This window comes from Bacillus cereus (genome assembly GCF_002567495.1).
Lineage (GTDB): Bacteria > Bacillota > Bacilli > Bacillales > Bacillaceae_G > Bacillus_A > Bacillus_A cereus_AQ.
The window spans coordinates 26,000-44,765 of record NZ_NVAP01000040.1 but is presented as its reverse complement, the minus strand read 5'-3'; the positions used below and the strand labels follow the sequence as shown (position 1 = coordinate 44,765).

The following is an 18,766-nucleotide window of genomic DNA, read 5'->3' as shown; positions in this document are numbered from 1 at the left end:
GTTGGGCTACTCATAAGTGCCCGATTGGTGAAAACTAATAATCAACCGGAGATGCCGCACTGATTAAAGCTTCACTTTATTTTTTCTTCGATAACCAATCAGCTACTTTAGCTGCTTGATCAGCTGGAACTATATTAGCAGGCATATTTCCTTTTCCTTTCGAAAGAATTTCTTTAATTTCATCCTTTGAAAGTTTCCCACCAACCTTTTGTAAATTAGGTCCTACTGCCCCTTGTAACTGATCACCATGACAGCTCGTACAGCTTTGCTTCACAATATCCTCTGGCTTTGATGCTGTTTGCGTTGGCTTCCCGCCATTTTTTGCATCAGCTAACTCTTTAGATTTATTTAGCCCCTGAAATGAAAATACAAACATAACGATAATACCCAATGCTGCAATAAGAGCGAACGGAATCAGCGGATTACGTTTCATATCTCTTCTCCCCCCTCTATACCCCTAAATAGTTAGATGATTCAGTCATTTCCATTGTACTTGAAAACGCTCTATCAGAAAAGAGAAAACTACCACTTGTTGAAAATATTCCATAAATTCAGTTTATTGTTTTTTATTGTCATATCGCTTATTATTTCGATAATTATTAACGTTTCTCATCATATTTTTCGCTTTTCTACATATATTTTTGTATAGAATAAACAAAATTAATCGAAAAATCGAAAAATGAGCATTTGCAAATCAAAAGACAATTCTGTAAAATAAATTACAAGAAATTGTAATCGTTGCCGATAGCTAAATTTTAACAAAAATTAACAAAATAAAAAAGTTTACTTCACACAGGTGAAGTAAACTTAAAAAATAACCTATTCTAAGAAATCCTTAAGACGCTTACTACGGCTTGGATGTCTTAATTTACGAAGTGCTTTTGCTTCAATTTGACGGATACGCTCTCTCGTTACGCCGAATACTTTCCCAACTTCTTCAAGCGTACGAGTTCGTCCATCATCTAAACCGAAACGAAGACGCAGAACATTTTCTTCACGATCTGTTAGTGTATCTAACACATCTTCTAATTGTTCTTTTAGCAATTCATAGGCTGCATGGTCCGCAGGCGATGTTGCTTCTTGGTCTTCAATAAAGTCACCTAAATGGGAGTCATCTTCTTCACCAATTGGTGTTTCAAGAGAAACTGGCTCCTGTGCAATTTTCAAGATTTCACGTACTTTTTCTGGAGCAAGATCCATTTCTTCACCAATCTCTTCAGGAGACGGTTCGCGACCTAAATCTTGTAATAATTGACGTTGTACACGAATTAACTTATTAATCGTTTCAACCATATGAACTGGGATACGAATTGTTCGTGCTTGGTCTGCAATCGCACGTGTAATAGCTTGGCGAATCCACCAAGTTGCATACGTACTAAATTTGAAACCTTTACGATAATCGAACTTTTCAACCGCTTTAATTAGACCCATATTTCCTTCTTGGATTAAGTCTAAGAAAAGCATACCACGGCCCACGTAGCGCTTTGCAATACTTACTACAAGACGTAAGTTTGCTTCTGCAAGACGACGTTTCGCTTCTTCATCGCCCTCTTCAATACGCGTTGCAAGTCGAATTTCTTCTTCTGCAGATAGTAAGTCTACACGACCAATTTCTTTTAAATACATACGAACAGGATCGTTGATTTTAACCCCAGGTGGTACACTTAAATCATTGAGGTCAAACTCTTCTTCTGTTTTTGTAATTTGGCGATTATTAGGGCCTTCGTCGTTGTCATTGTCACCAACTAAGTCAATCCCTTGTTCACCTAAATATTCATAGTATTCATCCATTTGATCAGATTCAATTTCAAATCCATTCATGCGTTCTGCAATCTCTTCATATGTAAGAACGCCACGTTTTTTTCCGAGCTCAGTGAGTTGTTCTTTCACTTGCTCAAGGGTCATTTCAGTTTCAATTTGTTTAGAACGAGCTGGTTTGTCAGCCATCTGTTCCCCTCCTTACGCGAGATACAAACATTCATTATACTAAAACTTTATCAAAAAAGCTATTTTCTCGCTTTTTGATTTTGTAAATATGCTACATAATATTTAGCAGCCTCTACAGGATCTGTTTTTTCCAGTTGTTTCACTTTAAAGATGATTTCCATCTTTTCGAGTTTTTCCTGTTGACGTCTAAGCGTCTCCAAATGGCCTTGCAACACTTCTTCTGTGTATTCTGGATTAATAAATTCATCCGTAGAAATATCAGTGACAATATTTTTCAACTTTTCATCAGAAAGCCAACTTAGAAATGTTCCGACTGAAGGTTCATTTCCCTTTTCATAATATGCGTATAGTTCATATAAAATCCCTTTATGTTCTTCTGTATGAAAATCTTCTATATGGGATTCCATACGAACAGCTACTTCTGCACTTTGCAACATATGGTAAATAATTTCTCTTTCCGCTCTTTCAAAACCTGTTAACTTCGGTTTTGTTTGAACGACTTGAGACGGTTTAGCAACCTGCTTTATTTGTTTTTGCTGTACCTTTTGTTCTTTGCGATATTGGTGCAATTGATTCAAAAGTGTTTCCATTGAATACGAAAATTCTTGCGATAATGACTTCAAATATGACTCCGCCTGCATCGCATCTTGTAACAACGATAACTCTTTTAAAACACTTTTCACATATTCTTCTTTGCCAGACTCATCTTGCAAATTTTTCCCTAAACGCAAATAATTTATTTTAAAACCAACAAAACTCATACTTGATTTCACAAGATTTTCAAAAGCGGTAGTCCCATATTGTTGCACATATTCATCAGGATCAAGCTTATCTGGCAAGGATGTGACTTTCACTTGGCAACCAACTTTTAGCAATAATTGCCCTGCTTTCATCGTCGCTTCTCGCCCTGCTTTATCACCATCATAGCAAAGAACAACAGTTTCAACGTTACGTCGCAGAAGTTTTGCTTGTTCTTCAGTTAAAGCTGTTCCCATTGTCGCAACAGCTTCTTCCACACCACTTTTTACCGCAGCTAGTACATCGGCATATCCTTCAAAAAGAACCACTTGCCCACGCTTTCTAATAAACGGTCTTGCTTGGTGGAAGTTATACAACAATTTACTTTTGTGAAAAATCGGCGTTTCAGGGCTATTTAAATATTTCGGAGTGTCCTCTCCTAACGCCCTTCCACTAAACGCTATCACCTTACCTTGTAACGTATAGATTGGGAACATAACCCTTCCACGGAAGCGATCGTAATGACTACCATCCTTCTCACTTCTTATTAGAAGGCCAGCTTGTTCCATACTAGACAGCGATAAACCTCTTTTTTGTAAAATTTTCGTCGCTGCATCCCAAGCAGGTGATGCATAACCAATTTCAAACTTCTCAATCATCTCTTTCGTAATACCACGGTCTAATAAATATGAAAGTGCTTCATTTCCCTCTTCCGTATTTACTAATAAATGATGATAATACTTTTTCAATAATTCATGAGCTTGTTGCATGATGACAATGTCATCAGATATTTCTTCTTGTTGTCCTTGCCCTGATGTGTACTCTGCAACCGCAATTCCATTTCTTTCGCCTAGCTTTTGAACAGCCTCGGTAAAAGCCAGTCCTTCCATTTTCATTAGAAAGGAAAATACATTTCCACCTTCTCCACATCCGAAGCAATGAAAAATTTGCTTATCAGATGAAACAGAGAATGAAGGAGAATTCTCACCATGAAATGGACAAAGGCCGAAATAGTTACGCCCCTGTTTTCTAAGTTGAACGTATTCCCCAATCACTTCTACAATATCGGATGATGTCCGAATCTGTTCAACAACTTCTTCGGGAATTCTGTTCCCCATAACTCCATCTCCGTGTCGTATTTTGTATTCGATATAAATTAAAAAATTCCTTTATAATTCGACAATATTTTTCTAAACTTGTTAGAAAGTGTTGCCGATTACATTGTATAAACGATTTCGAACCTTTCCTATAGGTCCTTTATCTGCATAAATTGCAGATACATACCTGCTATATAAAATTGTATACATTTGCTCATCTGTTACAAATGTATCTCTTAGAGACAATAATATACACCTTTTTTACAAGAAGAGTAGCAAGCCACATATACTGTTTGATCTTGAGATCTGTAACTTTTTCATGTTGATTTATAAAACAATCAACTCCATTTTGTTCAGTGTCTACAAAGATCCGATTGCCTTGCTATTTTCTTAAACGATGAGCATATGATGCGACAAACAAAATTCCGACATGAAATTCCGCTCCAACTTGCACAATTTCAGCCTTCACGGGACATGCATCTACACCAACTAATATGTTGTTGATGTTTTGCATATTTCTGTATTCTACATCCCTTCTGTGAATCCTTCCATAATGTGCGTTTTCTTGTATAGATTTTGTCGATTTAACGTAATTACATGTCTTTTTCGTAAATCCTATCCCTAGTTTATTCTGAAAAATTAAAGTCTAAACGTAAAATATAGGTTTTTATCACAATTTTTTATTATAATATATTTTCTTCAACTACGCTACATATCCCTTTATTTTTTCATCTTACATTTCAGGATAACTAACTCAAACCTTTAATATAATAAAAGACAAAGGAGTATAAGTATAACCACTATGCTACAATCTATTACAAAATCTATAGGTATCATATTTCACACGAGCGAAAAAAGCACATTCACCTTTGGTAAATGTGCTAAAACATTTTTTGGTTTTGCACTGCATTCACAATAATATTTGCTGTTTCTTCAATCGCTTTATTCGATACATCGATTACTTGACAATTTATTTTACTAATTACTTCCTCAAAGTGATCAATTTCTTCTTGAATACGATTAATGTTTGCATACGTTGCTCCATCACTTAATCCAAGTGATTTTAATCGTTCTTTTCGAATATGATTTAACTTATCTGGCGTAATTTTCAAACCGAAACATTTTTCTTTTGCCACTTGATATAGTTCTTCAGGTGGGTCAACTTCTGGCACGAGTGGTACATTCGCAACTTTCAAGCGTTTGTTATGAGCTAAATATTGAGAAAGTGGTGTTTTTGATGTACGCGAAACACCAATCAACACGATATCCGCTTTCAAAATACCTCGTGCATCTCTGCCATCATCATACTTCACAGCAAACTCAATCGCTTCAATCTTTTTAAAGTATTCTTCATCTAACCTACGGACAACACCTGGCTCATATCTCGGCACTTGCCCTGTAATTTCTTCAATTTGATCAATAAGAGGACCGATAATATCGTATGCCTCTACTCCTTCTTTTGCAGCCTCTGTCACTAAATATTGGCGCATATCAGGCTTAACTAACGTAAAACATATAAGTGCTTGATTACTCTTAGCAATCGAAATCACTTCTTTTAATGTCCCTGTATCTTCTACATACGGTACGCGTCTAATATCAGGAGCAAATGGGAATTGCCCCATTGCTGCTCGAACAACCAAATCAGCCGTTTCTCCTACAGAATCAGATACGACATATACGATTTTATTATCCATTACATTACCTCACTTTAAACAAATTACACTTATTCGTTATTCACTAAATTCACAAACGCACGTGTAATATTTGTTTTTGTAATTCGCCCAATCACTTCTAAACCTTGTTTCGTATCTTTTACAACTGGCATTGCGTCAATCTGTCTTTCTATTAATTCCATCGCAATATCATATAAAGAATCCTCTCTACGACACATCGCAATGTTTGGCATCCTTGTCATGATAATATTAACCGGAAGAGAGGTTAAATCCTGCTTTCCTAAGCTCGCTCTTAATAAATCTTTACGAGACACAACACCAACTAATAGAGTCATTTGATCTACAACGAACAATGTACCAACGTCCTCTAAAAACATCGTACAAATTGCATCGTATACGGAAACATTTTTATCAATTACAACCGGTCTAGATTGATAATCTTGTACTTTAATTTTCTTAACAGCTTCAGATAATAGCTGCCCCCCAGTTTTACCCGTATAAAAATAACCTACGCGTGGACGTGCTTCTAAATAACCAGCCATCGTTAAAATTGCTAAGTCTGGTCTTAGCGTTGCACGTGTTAGACCCAATTGCGCTGCAATTGATTCCCCTGTAATAGGACCGTGATCTTTTACAATCTGAATGATATGTTCTTGCCGTTTATTCAGCTCTATGATAATCACCACCTTTAATGCACAACGAAAAAAGTTATACTATCTCTTAAATATTATATACTAAATATGCTATTCGAAAAAGAAAGTATGTAAAAAGGACCGTATACGGCCCAAAATTATATTTGAAACTTATCAAGTTGCTCTAAGAAACGTCTTGATTTCAAATAAATTCCGCAATATTCATCATAATATGTATTCAACACTAAACGCATTTGTTTTTTTGTGCTATCCTTTACCGATACATTTCCGAGCCTATGTAAATCGAAATGGAAGAAAAGACGTAATAATTTATGAACAGCTTCTCCTACCGGTATACGATATGGGTCTTGCTCCGCATGACGCGAGCACAGAAAACCGCCTTCCCTGACGGAGAAGGCGACAAAATCTGTTTCTTGATGACAAATCGCACATGTATCAAAGTACGGGCGCATCCCTAATACCGGAAGCATTTTTGTTTGATAAATTAATGATAATACTTCTGGGTCCACACCCTCACACATATAATGCAACGTTTGATATAACATTTCAAATAAATACGGATTATGTTTTTTATCTTCTGTTGCTTTATCAGTTAACTCAACAATAAATGATGCATAAGCAGTTAAAAATATATCCTCGCGAATTTCTTTCATAGTTGAAATAATCTCGCCTTGTTGCAATGTCCCAAGCCCAGATCCCATTTGAATAAGAAACTGGCCATGTGTCATTAATTGCGACACAGATGCTAATCGGCTTTTCGGCTTTTTTGCCCCTCTTGCCATTGCACTTACCTTACCAAGTTCTCTTGAGAATATTGTAACAATCTTGTTCGTTTCTCCGTAATCTGTCGTACGGATAACGATGCCCTCAACTTTTTGAAACATGTTCGTCACCATCCAAGGTTTGAACAAAACGGGTCAAGAAATTGGAGAGTCTAGATGCGCTAGCTCCTCTTCATGTTGATCCATCTCATCGTTTACGTCTTTTTCCATTTCTTTCAAAAGCAAGTACGTTTCAATGCTTCCTGTTTTGGAGAAAAACTTCCAGGTAAAATCTAGCATAAGAATCCACCTTTCTCAATAAGCGTAGCCTATAAACCAATTTCCTTTGTTGTTATTAAATTGACCCATTTTGTCCATTTTCATGTGAGAAAAATTTTTCCTAATTTATCAAAGTTCATAAAAACCAATAATCAGTGGATGAACCAACCATCCACTGATTACAGCTTTACTCTATTTTAGTACTCATCCTCGCGGAAACCTAGATCACGAAGCTGTGACAGCTTGTTACGCCAATCTTTTTGCACTTTTACCCATACTTCTAAAAATACTTTAGAACCAAGTAGCGCTTCAATATCAAAACGAGCTCGCTTACCAACTTCTTTTAACATTTTCCCTTGTTTTCCGATGATGATTCCTTTTTGCGATGCACGTTCAACAACAATTGTTGCATTTATATAAACAGCGCCGCCCTCACGCTTTTGAATCGCATCGATAACAACAGCTACAGAATGTGGCACTTCTTCACGTGTTAAATGTAGTACTTTCTCACGAATAAGCTCTGCGATAATAAATCGCTCCGGATGATCCGTTACTTGATTATCTGGGTAGTATTGTGGTCCTTCTGGTAAATACTTTTTAATTGTTCCAATTAAAGCATCCACATTATTACCGTCTAACGCAGAAATTGGTACAATCTCTGCAAAATCATGTAGTTTACGATATTGATCAATTAACTCTAGTAATTGCTCTGGATGGAGTTGGTCAATTTTATTAATGACTAAAAATACTGGTTGTTTCGTTTCTTTTAATTTCTCAATGATGAATTCCTCACCACGACCAAATCCTTCAACTGCATTAACCATAAACAGAACAATATCAACTTCTTTCAATGTCGTTTGAGCCATCTTTACCATGAAGTCGCCTAATTTATGTTTAGGTTTATGTATTCCTGGTGTATCAATGAAAATAACTTGTGAATCATTTTCTGTATATACACCTTGAATTTTATTACGAGTCGTTTGTGGCTTATCACTCATAATAGCAATTTTCTGGCCGATAATACGGTTTAAAAATGTAGATTTTCCAACATTCGGTCTGCCAATAATAGAGACAAAACCTGATTTATAACCTTTTCTATTCATGTAAATCCTCCGCTAAAAATGCTCCTGGTAACAATTCTCCGACTGTCGTCTCTTGAACGTCACCATGTAAATTTGATAAGTATACTTTCGTATCCTGTTTACATAATTCTACCATAACTTGTCGACATGCTCCACAAGGAGGTACCGGGCGCTTCGTATCCGCTACAACTGCAATGGCTACAAACTCTTTATCTCCTTCAGAAACCGCCTTAAATAAAGCCGTTCTTTCGGCACAATTACATAAGCCATATGATGCATTCTCAACATTACATCCACGATATACTTTTCCATCATGTGTTAATAATGCTGCACCTACTTGAAATTTAGAATATGGTACGTACGCTTGTTTACGCGCTTCGATTGCTTCTAGAATTAATTGTTTACTATTCATATTCCCGCATCCTTCCTGTTCACAGCTGTGAATAGATACACACTCTCTCATTAAAGGCCTTTACGGCACTTCCAAGGCTTAATAAAAGCTTTGGAATGCAACTATACCATATACGGTAAAAAGATAATAGCACCAATTATAACAGCTATAATCGTAAACAATAAAACCGCTCCTGCTGCAACATCCTTTGCATTTTTTGCAAACGGGTGAATATCGGCAGTCGCTAAATCTACTGTTTTTTCCACAGCCGTATTCACCATTTCTAAACTCATTACACTTCCTATTACAATAAGTAATATCATCCATTCTATTTTTGTAATATGGAAATAAAAGCCGCAGCACATAACAATGACTGCGGCTAAATAATGAATTTTCATATTTCGTTCATGACGAAGACAAAAGAATATACCAGCTATAGCATATCCAAAACTATCTATAAGTTTTCCTTTTTTCATCTTCCTAATCCAAAAGCTTCTAAAATTTCTTTTTGTCTTCCGAACATTTCTTTTTCATCATCTTCTGTCATGTGATCATAACCAAGCAAATGTAAAAAGCCATGTAACGCTAAAAATCCAAGTTCACGATCGAAAGAGTGTCCGTACTCTTCAGCTTGCTCTTTCGCCCTTGGAATAGAGATAATAAGATCACCTAACATGCGCGGCATCTCTGCACCAACAATCTCCATTTCCCCTTCTCCCATCTCTTCCATAGCAAAGGATATTACATCTGTAGGCTGATCTTTATCTCGGTAATCACGATTAATTTCTCTAATGCGCTCATTATCTACAAATGTCACCGATACCTCTGCACCATCCTCGATATTTTCCATTTGAGCTGCTTTTTCTAACACTTCACGAATTAAACTCATATACGCTTCTTTTACTTCTTCAGTTTCATCAATAAAATCAATTAACAAACTCATTCTTTCTCCTTTTCTTCCGGAGGTTCCGGATATGTAATACGCGAATGGAAAATACCATTTAACGTTTCACACAACGTTTTTCCAACGATTTGTAGTTCCTTAAACGTCAAATCACATTCACTAAATTGACCATCTTGCAGTCGATCTTTAATAATACTTTGCACCAAATTATTAATTTGCTCTGGCGTTGGGTGATTCATAGAACGTACCGCAGCTTCTACACTATCAGCAATACCAACAATTGCCGACTCTTTCGAAGTTGCTTTTGAACCCGGATAACGGAACATCTCTTCTGTATATTTTTCTTTATCTTCTTTAATTGCTTTATAATAAAAATATTTCAGTAACGTTGTACCGTGATGTTGCCCAGCAATATCAATAATTTCTTGTGGAATATGATATTCTTCGAGCATTCTCACTCCATCAGTTACATGAGCAATTATAATATCTTTACTCGTTACAGGATCTAATTTATCATGCGGGTTTTCAATTCCCATTTGGTTTTCAATAAAGAATTGCGGTTGTACCATTTTTCCTACATCATGATAATATGCCCCTACACGTGCTAATACACCATTTGCCCCGACTGCTTCACAAGCAGCTTCAGAAAGATTCGCTACCATTACACTATGATGATATGTCCCTGGCGCTTCTAACAAAATTCTGCGTAAAAGCGGATGATTTGGACTTGATAGTTCCATAAGCTTCATACTTGATACGATTCCAAGTCCACTTTCTAGATATGGTAAAATCCCCATAGCCAAAACGGATGATATAATCCCTGAAAGTGAAGCCATTAATAATTGCGTACCAATTTCAAGAGGTGAAAAATTCCCATTACGTAGTAATAAGAGTGCTGCTAATACGACTACATTTAATACAGAAACGAGTATACCAGCTTGTAAAATCATTGTACGACGATTTTTTTCTCTCAAGAAAATACTAACCGATAATGAACTTAACAATACGTAAATCCCTACACTATAATTTAATGTACTCGTTACTCCTTCATTAAACATAATACTTCCGCATACAGAAAAAATCATACTCGTTAAAAAGACAAATCGATCACCAATCATTAATTTCACAAGTATTGTTCCCATCGCTACTGGGACAACATATGCAATCCCTGCATATTCAAGTTTTTGAAACAAACTAATGATTTTCATTAAAACGATTGTGATAGACAAAATTGTAATATACGCTAAAACATATGGTCTATCTTCTCTTTTTCTCTTTAAAAACAATTCAAATTGTTTATGCATAAAGTATAGTAACACACCAATGAGTACCGCTAATCCAACATAAGGTTGAAAACCGTTCCCTTTTTCTAACAAGCCAACTAATTTCAACTGATTATACACATCACTTGAAATTGTTTCACCTTCTCTAACAAGAACTTGTCCTTGAAGAATATAAACAGGTGGAACTAAATCTTCCTCTGCTTTTCTCTTCTCTTTCGTTAAGACCGGGTCATAAAAATAGTTCGCTGAAATTGCATATCTTCCTAGCGCCTTAATCGACTCTTTTAAACCATTATCAACATTAACACTATTCATCTCACTTACATATCGTTCTTTCGCATCTTTCAATTCGTCCATTTTAATATGTTCAGTCATGACACTATTAATCGCTGTGACCGCAGCATCTTTCGCTAATACTAATTGGCTCGAATCTGCATTAATCAAATTTAGTAAGTTTGAATCAGATAATTCTTTCGTTAAGTCAGCGGGTAGTTTCTTTTTTAACTTGTCCACTTTCTCAGCATCAGTCATCTTTTTTTGATTATCCGGTCCAACAGCTTTAATCTCTTGCACCACTTCATCCACTTTAGCAAAGACGTCATTCACAATATCAACTTTATTTTGTTTATACTCACTTTTATATGTATATTGATCTTCAACTTTTGTAGCGGCTTCTTTTTTCTTTTTATCCGTTGTAACTTTATCTTCAATTTTTATAGGAGAATGGATTGTCTTTTTCGCAATAGAATACATCTTAACATCTAATTGCTCTGGTTTTACATTATTCATAAGTGCAAAAAACAGCACTGCTCCTAATACAACGTAAGAAATCCAACTTAGTTTTTTCGAATGTTGTAAATTACGAAACCACTTAGAAATTTCTTGAGATCTTGACATGATTTCAATACCTTCTCCTCTCCAGAAATAAAGTGAAACTATTTATAGCTTTCATTTCTTCTACCCAACGATACTTTGAGGCAATAATTTACACACCAGTACCTATAGTTTATTTTCCTTATCTTTCATGATAGTAAAAAATATGACGTTCGCCAACCTTATCATACAAAAAGAAATGATCCTGACAAATAGGATCATTCCATTTTATCATATGCCTCAATAATACGTTGCACCAATGGATGTCTCACAACGTCCGTTTGTTCTAATGTAATAAATGACAGACCTGATACACCAGATAAAATATTAGAAGCTATAGATAGCCCTGATTTTACCCCTTTCGGCAAGTCTACTTGTGACGGATCCCCTGTAATAACCATTTTAGAACTAAAACCTAATCTTGTTAAAAACATTTTTATTTGAGCACCCGTTGTATTCTGGGCCTCATCTAAAATAACAAATGAATCATCAAGTGTACGCCCCCTCATATAAGCAAGCGGCGCGATTTCAATTACTCCTCGTTCCATCATACGTTGCGTATATTCTTGTCCAAGAATATCATGCAAGGCATCATATAATGGACGTAAGTACGGATCTACCTTCTCTTTCAAATCCCCTGGTAAAAAACCTAAATTTTCTCCAGCTTCTACAGCAGGTCTTGTTAAAATAATTTTCTTTACATATCCTTGTTTTAAAGCTCTCACAGCCATTACTACAGCTAAGTATGTTTTCCCAGTTCCTGCAGGCCCTATCCCAAATACAATATCATTCTTCTTCATCGCATGAATATATCGTCTTTGCCCCATTGTTTTTACACGAATGGATTTACCTTTTGCAGTCTTGAAAATTTCTTCTTCATATAACTCTTCAAATTGAGCAATTTTCCCTTGTTGCGCGAGCTGAATTGCATACGCAACATCTCTCTCTGAAATTGATATACTCTTACGAATTACAACAAGTAATTGCTGTAAGATTTTTTCTACGAGTGTCACTGTTTCAACTGCCCCAGATACGTGAACAGTTTCTCCTCTAGTTACGATCGATACATTAAGTTCTCGTTCAATTACTTTTAAATGCGCATCATTGACTCCAAAAAGAGCGATTGCTTCGTTAGTATTTTCCAATTGTTGGTTCATTTCTACTAATTGTTCTGCCATTACTCAGTCTCCTTGAATATCGGATTCGGATATTGGTTGTGGCTCTGCAATATTTTCAATCACAGTATAATGCAATGTAACTTTTAGTTGATCCGCCTCAACCTCTTTACTCAAAATCTTGTCACTTACAATCATAGCATGTTCATCCAATTTTTTCTTTAGTTCTTTTTCGGCCATCTCTTTCGCTACTTTCATCGCTTGCGTTTCTGTATATTCTCGATTCGCTTCTTCCTCTTCTCTCACAACATCTTTTTCATATGCAATCGGCAGTGTAAAACCAAATAATTTCACATCATGCTTTACACTTTCAGTACGAGAGCGTTTATACTTATCATGTTGAAATCCCCATATTTTTATTTTCGTATCCCCAAATTTAAGAAAATGTTCATTGTATACATTACCAGTATACACTTGGAATTGCGTCTTTAGTGGAACATTCACCTTAGATGTATACCACGTTTCGCCATACACAATACCTTTCGCTGAAACAATCGTCGGGCTTTCCGCATTACCATATATCCCTGATACGAGAATCTGCCCTTTTTCTACATGATCATTTTTCAGTACAACTGGTTTTCCAACTTCTACAAACGTTTTTGTAATAATCGCTTCTTTTTTTGCCACTAAATTTTGTGGTTGTTGTTCCTTTTCTTTTTTCGGTTCGTTTTTTTCAACAATTTTAAAATGATACGTCGTCCCTCTTACTTCTAGTCCCGCCCAAGTAATCGCATTAATATTATCCGTCAAATGGCGTTGTACATCTTCTACATTCGGCATTTGAAACTGTAGTTTCCCTTTTTTAATACCCATTTTATCCAATTCTTTCATCAATATATATTCTGTTTCAGGTTTTGCTCCTGTAATTTCAATTTTCCAAACCATATTTGACATCGCAATCACACCAAAAAAGAAAATTAAAAACCCAATTAAAAATCCGCTATTTTTAATTAAACGCTTATTCCAAAAAGGAAAACCATAACGTCCAATAAAATATAATTTACATTCATTTTTTCTATAAATTGGTTTTATTTTTTTCACATCGCGTAACAACATACAAAAAACTAACGTTTCATCAGCTATCTTCTTAACATCCCAAACTAATAAATTCCTCCGTACACATTCATTAACAAACCGTTCCGCTCCTCTACCTTCAATTCGCACTTTTACATATCCAAGCCACTTGATAAACCATTTATTTTTCATCTACCACCTTCACTACCTTTCTAAAAGTAGATATACTACTTTTCATTTGAAGCATTAAAATAGCTCGTACTAAAATGAAACAAAGTAAAACTTTAATTCTCTATTAACGGAACTTTTACAGGACAAAGAAGAAAAACTTCACAAATGGAAGTTTCACTTCAATCACCTTTTTTTTCATTTTCTAAAAATGTTACTTGCTCAATTATCCCTTCGAGCAAAAGCTCTTCTGGAAGAATCGTTTTAATAACAAAGGATTGTCCTTTAATTAGTAATTGACCGTGTTTTAATAGCAATCGTACTTCTTTATCTGAAAACACTAATAGTCCCCGATGATTTTCTATATAAATATGTATTTGCCCAACAAGAGTAATCCGAGGTAGATCCATTAATACATCCACTGGCAGGTCTACTTGTTTTGTTAACCAATTTTTCATTTGTTCTAATTTCTTCATCTCGAAAGACCCCCCTCTCATCCCATATATGTATTTCTTCACAAGTGCCTATCGTGTTATAACGACTTCACTAACATAACTATATTCTGTAAGAGTTCATATCATGTTAATAAAACAGTCGCTATATGAAATCATATTTGTCGGGACAATGATGGATCAGAAGATGTTATCCTTAATAATAGAAGTATTAATACAAGAATATGCGCCCCTAGGGGATATCAGTACAAGTTGCATGAAGAAATTGAGCCTAGCGAGCAGTTAGAAACTTGAAAAACCCTGTTACAATTTGTTCTGGGCGTGACATACTGACCATAGAATAAGTAGTTGTCATTCATTAGACAAATGAGATAAAATTCGAAAAAGGAAATGGCTCCACTCTAAATTTTGCGTTGTAAGTAAGAAGATTTTATAGGTGGTTGTTATATGCATTTCAAAAAATATTAGGATTCATTAAAAAACAAAAAAATGAATTAATAAGCGAGGAAATACGAAAGGAAATTGGATTTAGTCAAGAAATTTTGAATGTTATAAAACAAGTTACTGACAGCAGCATCCAGCCCTTTTATGTAACTGATTCAAAATCTAAAATAGCTGGAGTCTCTTTCGTTACCTTTGAGGTTTATGCTGAACAGCAAGTTATAAAACTTCAATCTAAGGTTCAGAAGCTTGGATACTTAGCTTTTATTTGCGAAAGAAGTTTTAGTCACGGAAGTAAGAGTGAGTGTAGAATTGCAATTATACAAGGAAATGGCCAATTTGATATCCTTACAATCCAACAAACAAATGGCGTTAATTACGAAGTTAGCAATATAGATGTTATTTTTAAACTAAGAAAATGGAATGATCGCTATCCTTTTATCATAATCGGTGCAGATCATGACTGGGTTGATGTCATTTTTAGCGTGTTACCTACAGACGAAGAAATGCAATCTTTCGTGCAAGAAATGTATGAATTTTGTCCAGATATAGTGGAACAGGGAACAGAAAGCATTGAGGAGTTAGTCGAAGAAGTTAAGAAAACGAAAAAGCTTTTTTATGGTGGGATTAATCACAACTAAGGCTGTTACCTTTTTTTACATACCAGAGGCGTTTCTATCACTTACAGAAACGCTTTTTAAGCAACATAGCGTTTCTCCTTAATAAGAACAATAAAAAAACGTCTCATACGAAATGAGACGTTTTTTTATGCTAATAGCTGGATAACCAGCTTATTCACAAGTGATCCGTCTGTTTTACCTTTTACTTTCGGCATAACAGCAGTCATCACCTTACCCATATCTGCTTTAGAAGTTGCACCAACTTCAGAAATAACTTGCTTGATTACATCAACTAGTTCTTCTTCAGTTAATTGCTCTGGCAAATATGCGCTTAAAATCTGAATTTCACTTTGCAGTTTATTAACAAGGTCTTCACGACCAGCTTTTTTAAATTCAAGGAGGGAGTCCTTATACTGTTTTACTTCACGAGCTAAAACTGTTACTTCCTCTTCTTCAGTAAGAGTATGTTGCAGTTTAATACCTTCATTTTGTAAAGCAGCCTTAACCATACGAATAACGGTTAATTTTTCTTTTTGTTTATTCTTCATCGCTTGTTTCATATCATCGTTTAAACGACCGAGAAGACTCATAACTTACACCCTCTCTTAGAATTTACGCTTTCTTGCCGCTTCAGATTTCTTCTTACGTTTTACACTTGGTTTTTCATAAAACTCGCGCTTTCTTGCTTCAGCAAGTGTACCAGTTTTAGAAACCGATCTTTTAAAACGGCGAAGTGCATCCTCCAAAGACTCGTTTTTACGAACGACTGTTTTTGACATTCTCTTTCCCTCCCTCCGAAACATCACACTTACATACTAATTTCAGCATGCAAAAAGAAACACTTCTTCAGCATGTCTTTTACGATTATAATACATTTTATCACTTCAGGTCAACTATTTGGCAGAATAAAAGAAGAATAGACGCATTTCCTTTTCAAAAGATATGCAAATAGCTAGTATCCTTCTCCCCTGAAGACAACTATATTTTTATCATTTCATCTTTTTTCATACAGGGATGTACGAAACACCTCTCCATTTTTAATACTTAACCGCTTCAAATAAAAAAAGCATGCAAACCGTTTCCGGTTGCATGCCCTTTTTATGCGCTTGCTGATTCTTTTTTCACATCATCTTCAAGAACACGAACAAATTGCGCTTCGTTATATGGATAACCAGCTTTCGTAATTTTCACTTTCACTAGCTTACCAATTAATTCTTCTGATCCTTCAAATACAATTTTCAAGTAGTTATCTGTATAACCTACATATAACCCTTCACGGTCGCCCTCTTTAAATTGCTCTTCCGGAATGATTTCAAGCACTTCACCTTCAAATTCTGATGCATATTCTTTCGCTAATTGATTAGATAGCTCAATTAAACGATGAACACGATCGTTCTTCACATCTTCAGGAACTTGATCTTCCATGCGCGCTGCAGGTGTTCCTGTACGTTTTGAATAAGGGAACACGTGTAACTCAGAGAAGCGATTCTCTTTAATGAAATTGTATGTTTCCATGAATTCTTCTTCTGTTTCACCTGGGAAACCAACGATTACGTCAGATGTAATCGCAAGGCCTGGTAACGCTTCTTTCAAACGATCTAAGCGCTCTTGGAAGAATTCCATCGTATATTTACGACGCATACGTTTTAATACAGTATTAGAGCCAGATTGTAACGGAATATGCAAGTGACGTACAACTACTTCAGATTTATCTAACACTTCAATTACTTCATCTGAAATTTGACTCGCTTCAATAGAAGAAATACGAAGACGTTTTAATCCGTCTACTTCCGCTTCCATATCACGAAGTAATCCAGCTAAGTTATAATCTTTTATATCTTCGCCGTATCCACCTGTATGAATACCCGTTAATACGATTTCTTTATAGCCTGCATCTACTAATTGCTGTGCTTGTTTAATAACTTCTTTTCCATCACGAGAACGCATTAAACCACGCGCCCAAGGAATGATACAGAATGTACAGAAGTTATTGCAACCCTCTTGTATTTTTAAAGACGCACGTGTACGATCCGTGAAATAAGGTACATCAAGTTCTTCGTACACACGTGTTTTCATAATATTGCGGACAGCATTAATTGGTTGACGTTCTTTACGGAATTCTTCGATGTAACCTAACATCTTTTCACGATCCTGTGTACCAACTACAATATCTACACCTGGAATCGCCATAATTTCCGCTGGAGATGTTTGTGCATAACATCCCGTTACACAAATAACTGCATCCGGATTTTGACGAACAGCACGTCTAATTACTTGACGGCTTTTTTTGTCCCCAGTATTCGTTACTGTACATGTGTTAATAACATATACATCAGCTTTCTTTTCATATTCTGTTCTTTCATAACCACCTTGTTTAAACAATTGCCAAATGGCTTCTGTTTCATAGTGGTTTACTTTACAACCTAACGTATGGAACGCAACAGTTGACATTGATCATCACCCCATCAATTCAAAATGATACGAAGCAGCACTTAACGCGTATAACGGCGCCGTTTCTGTTCTTAAAATTCTTGGTCCTAAACTACATGGTACAAATTTATGTTCACGAAGCGCTGTAATCTCTTCCTCAGCTAAACCGCCTTCTGGGCCAAATACAATCAATAGCTTTTGACCTGGTTTCATTGTCGTTAAAGCTTTCGCAAAATTAGATTTCTCGCCTTGTTTTGCTTCCTCTTCGTAAGCAACAAGACAAACATCATACTCACCACTCATTGAAAGCAATTGCTTAAATGATGCCGGAGCATGTACTTCCGGAATTTCACTTCTATGTGATTGTTCCGCAGCTTCTTTCACAATTTTTCTTAAACGCTCAACTTTTTTATCAGCTTTTTTCGCATCCCATTTTACGATAGAGCGAGATGCTTGAAATGGTAAGAATGCAGCTGCCCCAAGCTCAGTTCCTTTTTGGAAAATTAACTCTAGCTTGTCTCCTTTCGGCAGTCCACTTGCAATCGTCACGAAAACAGGAAGTTCACTTGACGCCTCTACCCATTCTACAATAGCCGTATTAATAAATTCACTGGTAATTTCATCAATTGAACATACTGCTGTTTTTCCGTTTACACAGCAATAAATTTGATCGCCAGCTGTCATACGCATCACTCTCGCAATGTGATGTACATCATCACCTACAATGCGAATTTTTTCTTCACTTACATGTTTTTCTTCTACAAAATAACGTTGCATATAATCAC

General features: G+C 35.8%; 21 protein-coding genes and 1 pseudogene. 1 reads left to right on the top strand and 21 read right to left on the bottom strand.

The window, feature by feature from the left end; all coding sequences use genetic code 11:
• Nucleotides 1-76: 76 nt before the first annotated feature.
• The 17 genes from cccA to yqfC all read right to left on the bottom strand — a co-directional run bounded on the left by cccA (nt 77) and on the right by yqfC (nt 14,514).
• Nucleotides 77-433: a cytochrome c550 gene (gene cccA, locus COK05_RS18880; RefSeq protein WP_098613816.1), complete on the bottom strand. Its 357-nt coding sequence runs from the start codon at nt 431-433 to the stop codon at nt 77-79.
• Between the two features lie 386 nt (nt 434-819).
• Nucleotides 820-1,947, bottom strand: a complete 1,128-nt coding sequence (rpoD, locus tag COK05_RS18875) for an RNA polymerase sigma factor RpoD (RefSeq protein WP_000764062.1) — start codon at nt 1,945-1,947, stop codon at nt 820-822.
• A 59-nt stretch (nt 1,948-2,006) separates the two neighbouring features.
• Nucleotides 2,007-3,803, bottom strand: a complete 1,797-nt coding sequence (gene dnaG, locus COK05_RS18870) for a DNA primase (RefSeq protein WP_098613815.1) — start codon at nt 3,801-3,803, stop codon at nt 2,007-2,009.
• A gap of 81 nt (nt 3,804-3,884) precedes the next feature.
• Entirely contained in the window at nt 3,885-4,028 is a 144-nt protein-coding gene (locus COK05_RS31395) for a hypothetical protein (protein ID WP_176539456.1), read from the bottom strand.
• Between the two features lie 136 nt (nt 4,029-4,164).
• A complete protein-coding gene (locus COK05_RS31835) occupies nt 4,165-4,296 on the bottom strand; it encodes a hypothetical protein (RefSeq protein WP_098613814.1) in 132 nt (43 codons plus the stop codon).
• A gap of 367 nt (nt 4,297-4,663) precedes the next feature.
• On the bottom strand, nt 4,664-5,476 hold the full coding sequence (locus COK05_RS18855; RefSeq protein ID WP_000368944.1) for a pyruvate, water dikinase regulatory protein: 813 nt from the start codon (nt 5,474-5,476) through the stop codon (nt 4,664-4,666).
• A 29-nt stretch (nt 5,477-5,505) separates the two neighbouring features.
• Entirely contained in the window at nt 5,506-6,138 is a 633-nt protein-coding gene (locus tag COK05_RS18850; protein WP_000583756.1) for a helix-turn-helix transcriptional regulator, read from the bottom strand.
• 107 nt (nt 6,139-6,245) lie between these two features.
• Complete coding sequence (recO, locus tag COK05_RS18845; RefSeq protein WP_000487013.1) at nt 6,246-6,992, bottom strand: DNA repair protein RecO; 747 nt, start codon at nt 6,990-6,992, stop codon at nt 6,246-6,248.
• A 33-nt stretch (nt 6,993-7,025) separates the two neighbouring features.
• Nucleotides 7,026-7,169 carry a YqzL family protein gene (locus COK05_RS18840; RefSeq protein WP_000883924.1) on the bottom strand — a complete coding sequence of 48 codons (144 nt, stop codon included), beginning with the start codon at nt 7,167-7,169 and terminating at the stop codon, nt 7,026-7,028.
• A 176-nt stretch (nt 7,170-7,345) separates the two neighbouring features.
• Nucleotides 7,346-8,251, bottom strand: a complete 906-nt coding sequence (gene era, locus COK05_RS18835) for a GTPase Era (RefSeq protein WP_098613813.1) — start codon at nt 8,249-8,251, stop codon at nt 7,346-7,348.
• The gene (locus COK05_RS18830) at nt 8,244-8,642 is read right to left on the bottom strand and encodes a cytidine deaminase (RefSeq protein WP_098613812.1); all 399 of its coding nucleotides are present in this window, start codon (nt 8,640-8,642) and stop codon (nt 8,244-8,246) included. Before COK05_RS18830 ends, era begins: the two co-directional genes overlap by 8 nt.
• Nucleotides 8,643-8,743: 101 nt before the next feature.
• On the bottom strand, nt 8,744-9,097 hold the full coding sequence (locus COK05_RS18825) for a diacylglycerol kinase family protein (RefSeq protein WP_098613811.1): 354 nt from the start codon (nt 9,095-9,097) through the stop codon (nt 8,744-8,746).
• Nucleotides 9,094-9,564: an rRNA maturation RNase YbeY gene (gene ybeY, locus COK05_RS18820; protein ID WP_098613810.1), complete on the bottom strand. Its 471-nt coding sequence runs from the start codon at nt 9,562-9,564 to the stop codon at nt 9,094-9,096. Before ybeY ends, COK05_RS18825 begins: the two co-directional genes overlap by 4 nt.
• Entirely contained in the window at nt 9,561-11,705 is a 2,145-nt protein-coding gene (locus COK05_RS18815; RefSeq protein WP_098613809.1) for an HD family phosphohydrolase, read from the bottom strand. The genes ybeY and COK05_RS18815 overlap by 4 nt, the downstream gene beginning before the upstream one ends.
• 194 nt (nt 11,706-11,899) lie before the next feature.
• The gene (locus COK05_RS18810; protein WP_000840521.1) at nt 11,900-12,859 is read right to left on the bottom strand and encodes a PhoH family protein; all 960 of its coding nucleotides are present in this window, start codon (nt 12,857-12,859) and stop codon (nt 11,900-11,902) included.
• A gap of 3 nt (nt 12,860-12,862) precedes the next feature.
• Nucleotides 12,863-14,062 (bottom strand): sporulation protein YqfD, encoded by a 1,200-nt coding sequence (gene yqfD, locus COK05_RS18805; protein WP_098613808.1) that lies wholly within the window; start codon nt 14,060-14,062, stop codon nt 12,863-12,865.
• A 158-nt stretch (nt 14,063-14,220) separates the two neighbouring features.
• Nucleotides 14,221-14,514 (bottom strand): sporulation protein YqfC, encoded by a 294-nt coding sequence (gene yqfC, locus COK05_RS18800; protein WP_000732269.1) that lies wholly within the window; start codon nt 14,512-14,514, stop codon nt 14,221-14,223.
• A 416-nt stretch (nt 14,515-14,930) separates the two neighbouring features.
• Between yqfC and COK05_RS18795 the strand changes: the two are divergent.
• Nucleotides 14,931-15,562 (top strand): annotated as a pseudogene (locus COK05_RS18795) (DUF4253 domain-containing protein).
• 135 nt (nt 15,563-15,697) lie between these two features.
• Here the strand turns inward: COK05_RS18795 and COK05_RS18790 are convergent.
• From COK05_RS18790 to COK05_RS18770, 4 genes are all read right to left on the bottom strand, one after another.
• Complete coding sequence (locus COK05_RS18790) at nt 15,698-16,141, bottom strand: GatB/YqeY domain-containing protein (protein ID WP_000054582.1); 444 nt, start codon at nt 16,139-16,141, stop codon at nt 15,698-15,700.
• A gap of 15 nt (nt 16,142-16,156) precedes the next feature.
• A complete protein-coding gene (gene rpsU, locus COK05_RS18785) occupies nt 16,157-16,330 on the bottom strand; it encodes a 30S ribosomal protein S21 (RefSeq protein WP_000048061.1) in 174 nt (57 codons plus the stop codon).
• A 319-nt stretch (nt 16,331-16,649) separates the two neighbouring features.
• Nucleotides 16,650-18,002, bottom strand: a complete 1,353-nt coding sequence (gene mtaB / locus COK05_RS18775; RefSeq protein ID WP_098613806.1) for a tRNA (N(6)-L-threonylcarbamoyladenosine(37)-C(2))-methylthiotransferase MtaB — start codon at nt 18,000-18,002, stop codon at nt 16,650-16,652.
• A 6-nt stretch (nt 18,003-18,008) separates the two neighbouring features.
• The gene (locus tag COK05_RS18770) at nt 18,009-18,758 is read right to left on the bottom strand and encodes a 16S rRNA (uracil(1498)-N(3))-methyltransferase (RefSeq protein ID WP_098613805.1); all 750 of its coding nucleotides are present in this window, start codon (nt 18,756-18,758) and stop codon (nt 18,009-18,011) included.
• Nucleotides 18,759-18,766 lie beyond the last annotated feature (8 nt).